This window comes from uncultured Alteromonas sp., from assembly GCF_963976965.1.
GTDB classification, from domain to species: Bacteria; Pseudomonadota; Gammaproteobacteria; order Enterobacterales; family Alteromonadaceae; genus Alteromonas; species Alteromonas naphthalenivorans.
Genome location: NZ_CAXBMP010000057.1, coordinates 1 through 9,803, shown reverse-complemented (window position 1 = coordinate 9,803; position 9,803 = coordinate 1). Strand labels below are relative to the sequence as shown.

General features: G+C 42.6%; 11 protein-coding genes. 9 read left to right on the top strand and 2 right to left on the bottom strand.

Translation table 11 applies throughout. The annotated features are described in order from the left end of the window. Positions 1–168: 168 nt before the first annotated feature. The 3 genes from AAC006_RS21025 to AAC006_RS21015 all read left to right on the top strand — a co-directional run bounded on the left by AAC006_RS21025 (position 169) and on the right by AAC006_RS21015 (position 1,667). Positions 169–612, top strand: a complete 444-nt coding sequence (locus AAC006_RS21025) for a DUF3010 family protein (protein WP_126873741.1) — start codon at positions 169–171, stop codon at positions 610–612. A gap of 134 nt (positions 613–746) precedes the next feature. Further along, the gene (locus tag AAC006_RS21020) at positions 747–1,220 is read left to right on the top strand and encodes a type II secretion system protein (RefSeq protein WP_126873740.1); all 474 of its coding nucleotides are present in this window, start codon (positions 747–749) and stop codon (positions 1,218–1,220) included. Positions 1,221–1,334: 114 nt separating this feature from the next. Next, on the top strand, positions 1,335–1,667 hold the full coding sequence (locus tag AAC006_RS21015) for a hypothetical protein (RefSeq protein WP_126873739.1): 333 nt from the start codon (positions 1,335–1,337) through the stop codon (positions 1,665–1,667). A gap of 84 nt (positions 1,668–1,751) precedes the next feature. Here AAC006_RS21015 and AAC006_RS21010 read toward each other — a convergent pair whose 3' ends face one another. Continuing rightward, positions 1,752–2,996 carry a DEAD/DEAH box helicase gene (locus tag AAC006_RS21010; RefSeq protein ID WP_126873738.1) on the bottom strand — a complete coding sequence of 415 codons (1,245 nt, stop codon included), beginning with the start codon at positions 2,994–2,996 and terminating at the stop codon, positions 1,752–1,754. Positions 2,997–3,169: 173 nt separating this feature from the next. Between AAC006_RS21010 and AAC006_RS21005 the strand changes: the two genes are divergently transcribed. The 5 genes from AAC006_RS21005 to AAC006_RS20985 all read left to right on the top strand — a co-directional run bounded on the left by AAC006_RS21005 (position 3,170) and on the right by AAC006_RS20985 (position 7,364). After that, positions 3,170–3,556 carry a PilZ domain-containing protein gene (locus tag AAC006_RS21005; protein ID WP_126873737.1) on the top strand — a complete coding sequence of 129 codons (387 nt, stop codon included), beginning with the start codon at positions 3,170–3,172 and terminating at the stop codon, positions 3,554–3,556. A gap of 236 nt (positions 3,557–3,792) precedes the next feature. Then, complete coding sequence (locus AAC006_RS21000) at positions 3,793–4,101, top strand: DUF1272 domain-containing protein (RefSeq protein ID WP_126873736.1); 309 nt, start codon at positions 3,793–3,795, stop codon at positions 4,099–4,101. 30 nt (positions 4,102–4,131) lie between these two features. Beyond that, on the top strand, positions 4,132–5,028 hold the full coding sequence (locus AAC006_RS20995) for an EamA family transporter (RefSeq protein WP_126873735.1): 897 nt from the start codon (positions 4,132–4,134) through the stop codon (positions 5,026–5,028). Next, a complete protein-coding gene (locus tag AAC006_RS20990) occupies positions 5,028–6,032 on the top strand; it encodes a helix-turn-helix domain-containing protein (protein WP_126873734.1) in 1,005 nt (334 codons plus the stop codon). The genes AAC006_RS20995 and AAC006_RS20990 overlap by 1 nt, the downstream gene beginning before the upstream one ends. 159 nt (positions 6,033–6,191) lie before the next feature. Further along, positions 6,192–7,364, top strand: coding sequence for a PQQ-dependent sugar dehydrogenase (locus tag AAC006_RS20985; RefSeq protein ID WP_126873733.1), 1,173 nt, complete (start codon positions 6,192–6,194; stop codon positions 7,362–7,364). A gap of 275 nt (positions 7,365–7,639) precedes the next feature. On the opposite strand, the gene AAC006_RS20980 is transcribed toward AAC006_RS20985, so the two are convergent. Next, a complete protein-coding gene (locus tag AAC006_RS20980; RefSeq protein ID WP_126873732.1) occupies positions 7,640–8,494 on the bottom strand; it encodes a PA4780 family RIO1-like protein kinase in 855 nt (284 codons plus the stop codon). 263 nt (positions 8,495–8,757) lie between these two features. Here AAC006_RS20980 and AAC006_RS20975 point away from each other — a divergent pair. Beyond that, a partial coding sequence (locus tag AAC006_RS20975; protein ID WP_339892485.1) for a zinc-binding dehydrogenase occupies positions 8,758–9,803 on the top strand: 1,046 nt, incomplete at its 3' end.

The following is a 9,803-nucleotide window of genomic DNA, read 5'->3' as shown; positions in this document are numbered from 1 at the left end:
GGGTTAGAGTACTTTATTGATATAAAGGCACGCTGATCCTATTTCCTGCTATTTTTCGACACTATTTCTGGGAAAAAAAAATATTGAGTAGCCAAAGAAAATTGAGTGTGGGTAAATATCATCAGTGAAACACGTTATAATGATTTATAAATGTGAATAGGAATTGATATGAAAGTCTGTGGTGTAGATTTAAAAAGTAACGAAGCAAATGTGTGTCTGTTGTCGCTAATAGATGGTTTGTTTCATGTTCCCGACTGCCGAACGCGCCGGTTAACGTTGGCCGATACCAGTGCTAAAGGGCTAAAAAGCTTTCAAAGCACTTTCGCTAAACTTGTTGCCGACTACAAAATTGATGCTGTGATAATTCGCCAGCGTCAAAGCAAAGGTAAATTTGCTGGCAGCGCTATTGGCTTCAAATTAGAAGCGGCTATTGAATTAATTGAAGGGTTGGATGTAGTTGTATTTAGCTCGACAGATATTAAAGAGTCAATACGAAGAAACCCAATTGCAGTGCCTTTTGCAGAAACAGGTTTGAAGCAGTTCCAAGAGCCTGCCTTCACTACCGCTTATGCGTGGCTTATGCATAACGAATACGCATCTCAAGCAGAATAGAATAAGGGGGAAGAGTTAGTTTATTATCTCTAAAAAGTATTCTGCCCCCATTTTTAGGCTTTCGTCTATTTTTAAATTTTCTTTGTGTGTAATACACTTAGGTCAGATTAATACTAGTGTAGTGCCTTTTGTATATGAATAAATGCCAACGTGCCAATGGCTTTACTTTAATTGAGTTGATTATAGTTATAGTCGTACTGGGCGTACTTGCGACTACCGCGGCCCCAAAGCTTTTGAATATTCAAAAAGATGCCCAAGCGGGTGCACTTGAAGGATTAAGCGCTGCGCTATCCTCGTCTTCTGAAATTGTTTACGCTAAAGCGCTGATTGAGGGCGTGGAAAGCAGTGCGGATACAACACTAGCATCAGGTATTCGCGTGCGTTACGGCTATCCTTACGCAACGCAAACGAATCTTAAAGAAGCCTTAGATTTCACAGAAGATGATTGGAAACTAACAGGCTCTGCACCTGAAGTTACCTTCACGTTAGAGCGTCAAACCAGTGATCTCTCTAGCGCTGAGATTGCCGCAACTGATGTATGTAAATTAACCTATCGCCATCCAAATCAAGGTGAAAAGCCAACCATTACCGTTACTGATTGCAACTAGAAATAATGGAACCAGAGTACTTTATTTCTTCAAAAGTCCGCAGCCTCACGACTTAAACTGGCAAGATTAGTAAATTTTGCCGATAATCAAATCTTTAAATCATTCAAAGATATAATGAATACACGACTCCCTCTGTACAAAAAGTTGTTGGTGATGTCTCGCGTTGAACCTGGCTGCCTTGGGCCACAAGGTACAGATTACATTGAGGAGTTCTGTGTTTTTGCCAAACAAAAACTTAAAGATCACCACGGACACTGTTTACGCTGGGCTATTAAGCCCCGTTACGACAAATCCCTTCCTGAGCTAGAGTTTCAAATGAAAAATATCACTGTATCCCGTGCGAATGCCGACAAATATATGAACAGTTTCAATATCGATATTGATGCCTTTGAAGAAGAGTTAGAAGAAACCCTTGCTGATTTGGTTGATGTGTTTTTTGAGCGGTGAAAAAAGATGTCAGAGTACATTCTCTTGTAAAAAGACTCTATCTTGTAACAATACTCTGACCACATTGTTTGCCCCCATTATTTCTTAGCGTCGCTTTCTGCGTCCTTTCGATCTGCCTTTACCTTTTGGTTTATTGTCAGCTTCGAAGTTTCCGTATAAGTCTTCATCTATACTAGAAATAGGTGGTTTAGGCTTTGGTTTTGGTGCAAACCCCGAAACAAATGTCTTTTTAAACTGCCGTCCAATAAAGCGTTCGATAGCGTTCAACTGCTTCGCTTCGTCGTCGCTAAATAGCGAAATCGCTAAGCCTTCCGATGATGCTCTGCCTGTACGACCTATTCTGTGAATATAGTCTTCGGCTACATAGGGCAGGTCGACGTTAATAACGCAAGGCAACTGTTGAATATCGATGCCTCTAGCGGCAAGGTCTGTCCCGATTAATACTTTAATGCTGCCATCTCTAAAACCATTTAACGCCAATGTGCGTGCTTGCTGCGTTCTGTTTGCATGTATTGATTCGGCAGCAATACCTATTGCTTCAAGTTCATTTCTTAAGGCATCGGCACCGCGTTTGGTGCGCGTAAACACCAATATTTGAGACCAGTCATTGTTTTTAATAAGGTGGATCAGAAGCTCGCTTTTCCGCTCTTTGTCCACTGGGTGTAATACCTGTTTAATCTTTTCAATGTGATCATTCGCCTTGGCTAACTCGATAGTCACTGGGGTATTAAGCATTGTGGTAGCGAGTGTTTTTATTTCTTTGGAAAATGTGGCTGAAAATAGAAGAGTTTGTCGTGTCTCTGGCAGAAGCTTTTGTATGTGATGAATATGATCAATAAAACCTAAGTCCAACATGCGATCGGCTTCGTCTAGCACCAGTATTTCAAGAGAGTTGAAATTAATTGCGCCTTGTTCGTATAAATCTAACAAGCGCCCTGGTGTTGCAATAAGGATATCGACACCTTGCTCTAACGCATATTTTTGAGGCTCAATCCGTACGCCACCAAATACAGCCGTAGAACGAATATCTATGTTTTGGCTATAAGTCTCTACGTTTTGTGCAACCTGGGCAGCAAGCTCTCGAGTTGGGGCTATGATTAGGGCTCTTACACAATTGGGTTCTGGGCGTGGCATATCTGCCAATAGATGCAAAATTGGTAACGAGAAACTGGCTGTTTTACCGGTTCCTGTTTGCGCAATCGCGATAACATCTTGTTTGTTCAATATCGCGGGAATGGCCTCCTTCTGGATAGGAGATGGCGTGGTATAGCCCTTTTGGGCTACGGTGTTTAATAATTCAGTACATAAGCCTAAAGCGCTAAATGACATAAGAGGGAAGCCCACAACGCATAAAATTTGGCGCCATAATACTAAAATAATTGGGTTGGAGTACATTATCTCCCAAAAAGTATACTATTCGCCGAATAGTACTCTGACAGCATTTGTCATTAGCAACGAAACTTGGTTTTTACGTAACCTGGTACTACGCTTAGTAAAAATTTATGACAATAGCTAAGATGATTAATGATAAAAGAAAACACCCGCGATTTAATCTCAAAGGTGTACATGCAGACGTCATAATAAGTAACCCTGTAAGTGAAAATAGCATTAACTTGGAGGGTAATATGGTTGATATGAGTTATTCCGGTATCCGAATTAAATTATTATCCGAAATGCCTCAAAACCTTCCGGATAGCAACGTGAAAATCGTTTTAACGCTGCCGAGTTCTGGTATTTGTTGCACAATAAAAGGCGCGATCCGGCATATCAACGCAGAGTCTGAGGTTGGGCTACACTATGCCGATTATCACAAAGAAAGCGAAGTTGATGCCTTTATGTTCGAATGCGTTAAGCACATGGACACGCCACACCAACATATGATTGATTAATAACAGCCTGAAGGTGGCATTATAGCCATATACAGCGGTTAATGGGGCGTATACACGGCGGGCTGCCAAATTCACAATTTCCCCTTAGCCTTATGTCATCACAACCCTCAAACACCCAGATTCTACCTCATTTTTTGCTTATGTCCTTTTTGACCCGCTAAGATTGAGTTTTTGCCCTATCATCCATGTGAAAACAGGCTTAGTATCTTTATTAACAACCATCTGGGCATGCCTCTATGTTGATACTCAAACCTAATTGTGAATGTTGTAATGCGCCGTTATCTGCTAACTCATCAAAGGCCTATATTTGTACTTATGAATGTACGTTCTGTGAAGATTGTTTGAAGGGCGTTTTGCAAGGCGTTTGCCCTAACTGCGGGGGTGACTTGCAACGAAGGCCTATACGCCCTGTAAAAGCATATCGTCCGGGTTTGGGTTTACAGCATCACAGTGCAAGTAAACAGAAGGTTATCGGGCAACTCAGTGAGCAAGAAATCACTACGTTTGTAGACACAATAAAACATATTCCGGCGCATCAACGCTAATCAATTAATATCAGCAAAAAAGGGTAGGGGATGTTAGGAAAAGATTTATTGATCGCTATATTTATAATAGTGATATGGGGCGTGAATTTTGTTGCTATTGTTTGGGGTTTAGAAGGTATGCCTCCTTTATTAATGGGCGGTTTGCGTTTTCTATTAGTCGCATCGGTAGGTGCTTTATTTTTCAAACGGCCCAACACCCCGTTTATATGGTGGGTGGCCTATGCTGTGCCCATTAGTTTTCTGCAATTTGCGTTTTTATTTTCTGCTATGGCCTATGGGATGCCCGCGGGTTTAGCATCGCTTGCACTACAAGCACAGGCTTTGTTCACCATGATTTTTGCTATGTTTTTTCTAAAAGAATCAATAAAAAATTATCAAGTGTGGGCCTTTTTTATTGCCGGGTTTGGCTTAACTTTTATTGCACTAAGTAAAGACGACCATAGCATCACAGCCCTAGGGTTCGGTTTAACCATGGCAGGTGCGGCAAGCTGGGCTTTGGGTAATATTAGTGCTAGAAGCATTAGCAATCGAGGCTTTAATTCGAACGTTAACTTAGTGGTTTGGAGTGCATGGGTACCGCCTATTCCATTTTTCATCGGCAGTTATTTTATTGAAGGACCCGAGCAAATTATCACAAGTTTAAGTGGGTTTAGTTGGGTGTCGTTTGGCGCGTTACTGTATCTGGCGATTGGGGCCACCATAACCGGCTATGGGCTTTGGAGTTATCTATTAACCCGTTATCCGGCCGGCCAAATTGCGCCGTTGTCGTTAGGCGTTCCTATTGTAGGGCTAAGCTCTGCTGCACTCATACTTGATGAGAGTATTACGCCCATGCAGTGGCTGGGTATTATCCTGGTATTGTTTGGCCTGCTACTTAATACCTTTGGTGGTCGCTTTCGCCGTAAAGCTGCGGCGGTGAGTTTATAATGGCTGAGTGTGCGAATACTTTTGAAGCTAACGCTTTCGATGCTGGCGTGAATACAAATGCCGACAGTGACACTATACCCATCTACATCGTATTGTTCCCAGAGCTTTTGATGTTAGATGTGGTAGGGCCATCAGAGGTGTTTGCTTATGCAAATCGCTACGGAAGAAAACATTTTAAGCTGCATTTTGTTGGGCCAGAAACTTCGCTTAAAAACTCCCTTGGAATGAGTTTGTCAGTTGACCCTTTGCCAAATACCGTTGAACCAAATGCTTGGCTATTAGTAACCGGCATGGTGGGTAATGAAATTAAACTTGATACGCCTGTGATGCAAAAAGTATGTGGATGGTTAGCACAACATCAATTTGCCAAAGTGATCAGTGTTTGTGCAGGAGCATTGGTGTTGGCGAAAGCGGGGTTGCTGAATAATAAAAAATGCACCACACACTTTATGCACTGCAATGAGTTATCTGCTTTACTTACCGCTAAGCAAGTACTTGAAAACCGATTATTTGTACAAGATGGCAATGTGTATACCAGCGCTGGTGTATCCGCTGGAATTGATTTAGCGCTTCATTTGGTACAGCAGCAAGTTGGCCCCCAAATATCGGCAAAGATAGCCAGGCAAATGGTATTGTTTATTCGCCGAGGTATGCAAGATCCTAGTTTGTCACCGTATCTGGAGCACAGAAACCATTTACAGCAAAGAATTCATACAATTCAAGACAAGATTCAGCAAGACCCTGCTAAAAGTTGGAGTGTAGACGAACTGGCTGACTTAGGGCATTGCAGTAAACGCCACTTTGCGCGAATATTTAAAGACAGCACCGGTATTACTAGTAAAGAATATATTTACAAATTACGACTAAGTTTAGCCCAGCAACTCTTGCAACACTCGCCGTTGCAGGTAGAAGAAATCGCCCAGCGGTGTGGGTTTGAAGATCCAAGGCAATTTAGGCGTCTTTGGGCTAGATACCACAACAACCCGCCATCATCCTATCGATAGGATGATGGCGGGCTGCGAAACAAAGCAAAATTAGCCGATGTTAGCGCAAGTGAGCCGTACCCAATAAACACGCGTAAACATCGTTATTAATCATCATTTGCGTGCCACACTGCGGTGTGACAAGTATTACGCGAACCTTTTACAAGGTTAACAACGACTATGCGAAAACCTATCACGGGAAAAAAAGTAGCTTTTCTTTTTACTATGCTAGCAACCTCCTTCGTTGCGTCGGCTCAGTCTGACTTTCCAACTCAGGTTGAGTTGAAAGGCAGTAAGGGCACTATGCTTGTCGGAAAAGCTATAACATCATTCGAAAACCCTTGGGCAATGGTATTTTTACCTGATGGGCATAGTTTAGTAACAGAAAAGGCTGGCACACTGTGGTTGCTTGATAAGAACCAACAGAAACGCTTTGCAGTAACCGGCACTCCCAACGTTAAAGCGCGAGGGCAAGGTGGTTTAGGTGATGTAATTGTTCACCCTGATTTTAAAACGAATAGCACCATCTATATTTCCTACATAGTGCGCGATCCCAAAGATGATGCCTACAGTGGGGCAGTGATTGAGCGCGCAACACTAAATATTTCTGATAGCGGTGCAAATTTGTCTGACAGAGAAGTTATTTGGCATCAATCACCGAAAGTAACCGGAAATGGGCACTATTCACATCGTATGGCGTTTTCGCCGGACGGCTACTTGTTTATTACGTCAGGAGACAGGCAGAAATTTACGCCAGCGCAAAACATGGCGATGAACTTGGGAAAAATTTTGCGCTTAAATGCAGATGGAAGCGTGCCACAGGATAATCCATTTTATGGCAACGGTAGCGTGACAGAACAAATATGGACGCTCGGGCACCGTAACCCATTGGGTATTGATTTCGACGAACAGGGCAATTTATGGTCCCATGAAATGGGCCCCCGTCATGGTGATGAGCTCAATGTTATTGAAAAAGCGCGTAACTATGGCTACCCGGTCGTTTCGCAGGGCGACCATTATTCCGGTGTAAAAATACCGAACCACGAAGATTACCCTATTTATAAAGCGCCAGAAAATGCGTGGGTACCTGCCATAAGCCCGGCGGGTTTTATTATCTATAAGGGTGACATGTACAAAGACTGGAAAGGGAATGGCTTCATAGGCGGTTTGTCTTCAGAAGCGTTAGTGCGGGTTACTTTCAGTCAAGATGGTCAAAAGTGGAATGTGGAAGAGGCGGAACGTTACGAATGGGGTAAACGGGTTCGTGAGGTGGAACAAGATAACAAGGGCAACATATATGTACTTGAAGACAAAGAAGGCGGCCGTTTAATAAAACTTCAGCCCGATACCTAGCAAGTAAAACTAATTAGGTTAAATTGAAAGAGCACAAAAAAGCCCGAGTAAATCGGGCTTTGATTACCTACCAGTCCGTTAAAATGCGTAACGGGCATTCAGGCCTATAAAATCACATTGCTTTGCGAATGCCACGTAAATTTAGCACCTACTAAATTTTGCGACTAGCATTTAATTTTAATTCAATTATTTCAATTTCGTGCAGTTAAAATAAGTGTCAAGTAACGGCGGGTAACGCGATAACTATAAGTACTCTGCTCCCCCATTTTTATCTGCTAATCATCATCCGAAAAATTAATACGTGCTAACCGTTCTTGCTCTTCATCAGCGGCTGCTTGTATTTCCTCAAGAATGGCGTCTACATCAGCATCTTCACTGTCATCTTCAAACTCACCTGTAAGGACAGAATTAGGCGTTAGGTTGGCTTCTTCAAATAGCGCCCACATTTCTTTTGCGTAGTTAGTATTCAATAGCTCGGGAGCAAACTCGCCGTAATAACGGCGAATATTATTAACGTCGCGAGCAAACATGGCCTCGGCGTTGTTGTTGGCTGAGGCATTTACCGCTTGGGGTAAATCGATAATGACAGGGCCTTTGTCATCTACAAGAACGTTAAACTCAGACAAGTCGCCGTGAATAATACCCGCGCAAAGCATTAGCATAATATTGTGCATCATGAGTTTATGCTGGGCTATTGCTTCTTCTTTGCTAAAGCTAACATGACCTAACTGCGGCGCTACATCGCCGTGTTCATCAGACACCAATTCCATTAGCAGCACGCCATCTATACAGCAGTATGTATCTGGTACACGCACACCGGCTTCATTTAAACGTGATAGGGCATCTACCTCTGCAGTTTGCCAAATTTCTTCTTCAATTTGGCGTCCGTAGCTAGAACGTTTGCCCATAGCACGTGCTTGGCGACCACCTCGCACTTTGCGACCTTCTTGATACTGTGCCGCTTTTTTAAAGCTACGTTTAACCGCATCTTTATAAACCTTTGCGCAACGAACATGTTCACCACAGCGAACCACGAAAACATCGGCTTCTTTACCACTCATTAAGCGGCTTAATACTTCGTCAATTAAACCATCATCGACGAGAGGTTGTAGGCGTTTAGGTATTTTCACTCATTGCCTGCTAAATGGTGTTGTGTATTTATCATTGGTAGTAAAGGTACTCTGTAAGTGTTTATTTAATTTTCTAGCATAGTATATCAGCCTTGTGAAAATAATGGGGTCAGAGTTGCTCAAACCTAAATGTACTCTATCCTTTTTTTATTTTTATAACTCATTTGCACCTATATATATTACCAATATAAATATTACTGATGTTAACGCCATGTTAGCTTAGCTCACACGTAGATCTTGATTAACATAGCGAGACAACCAAAATGAATAAATCCAAACAGCTTTTTACGCTTATTAAATCAGAAGGCGAACTAGAGGTATCTATCAAAGAGGTAGATGTATCTGAGCCTAAGCCACACGAAGTGATAGTTCGTATGGAAGCTTCACCAATTAATCCTTCTGATATGTGGCCCATGTTCGGCCCTGCCAGCCTTGATAAAGCCACCTTTGATGCCAGTAAAAATGCGTTGGTTGCACCAGTTCATAAATCAATGTTGATGCGCATTAAGTCGCGCGTTGATCACACTTTACCTATTGGTAACGAAGGTGCGGGAACGGTTGTTGGGGCAGGCGATAGCCCTGAAGCTCAGGCACTAATGGGTAAAACTGTTTCTATTCTAACTGGCGCAGCTTACACCGAATATGCATGTGTTCCAGCGCAAGCATGTTTGCCGCATATGGAAAGCACAACGGCGCAGCAAGCGGCGTCTTCGTTTGTAAATCCGTTGACTGCACTGGGTATGGTAGAAACCATGCGTATGGAAGGCCATAAAGCTTTAGTACATACCGCAGCTGCATCTAACTTGGGCCAAATGCTAAACAAAATCTGCTTAGAAGAAGGCGTTGATTTGGTAAACATTGTGCGTAGTCAGCAACAGGTAGATATTCTTAAAGACTTAGGCGCTAAAATTGTGCTTGATTCTACTAGCGAGAATTTCAAAGCAGAGCTTTACCACGCTATTGATAAAACAGGCGCTACGTTAGCATTTGATGCTATTGGCGGCGGCGAGTTAGTAAGCGACATTCTTACCATGATGGAAGCGTCAGGCAGTAAAGATGCCAAAGGCTTCAACACCTATGGTTCTGACAGCAACAAGCAAGTGTATATATACGGTGGCCTAGATTTCTCTCCAACTATACTAAATCGAGCTTTCGGTATGACATGGGGAATTGGCGGCTGGTTACTTATGCGCTTCCTTGGCAAACTAGATAAAAAGCGTGTAGGCGCACTTTATCAGAAAGTTGCCTCTGAAATTAACACTACTTTTGCGTCTTCTTACACCAAAGAATTAAGCCTTGAAGAAGCACT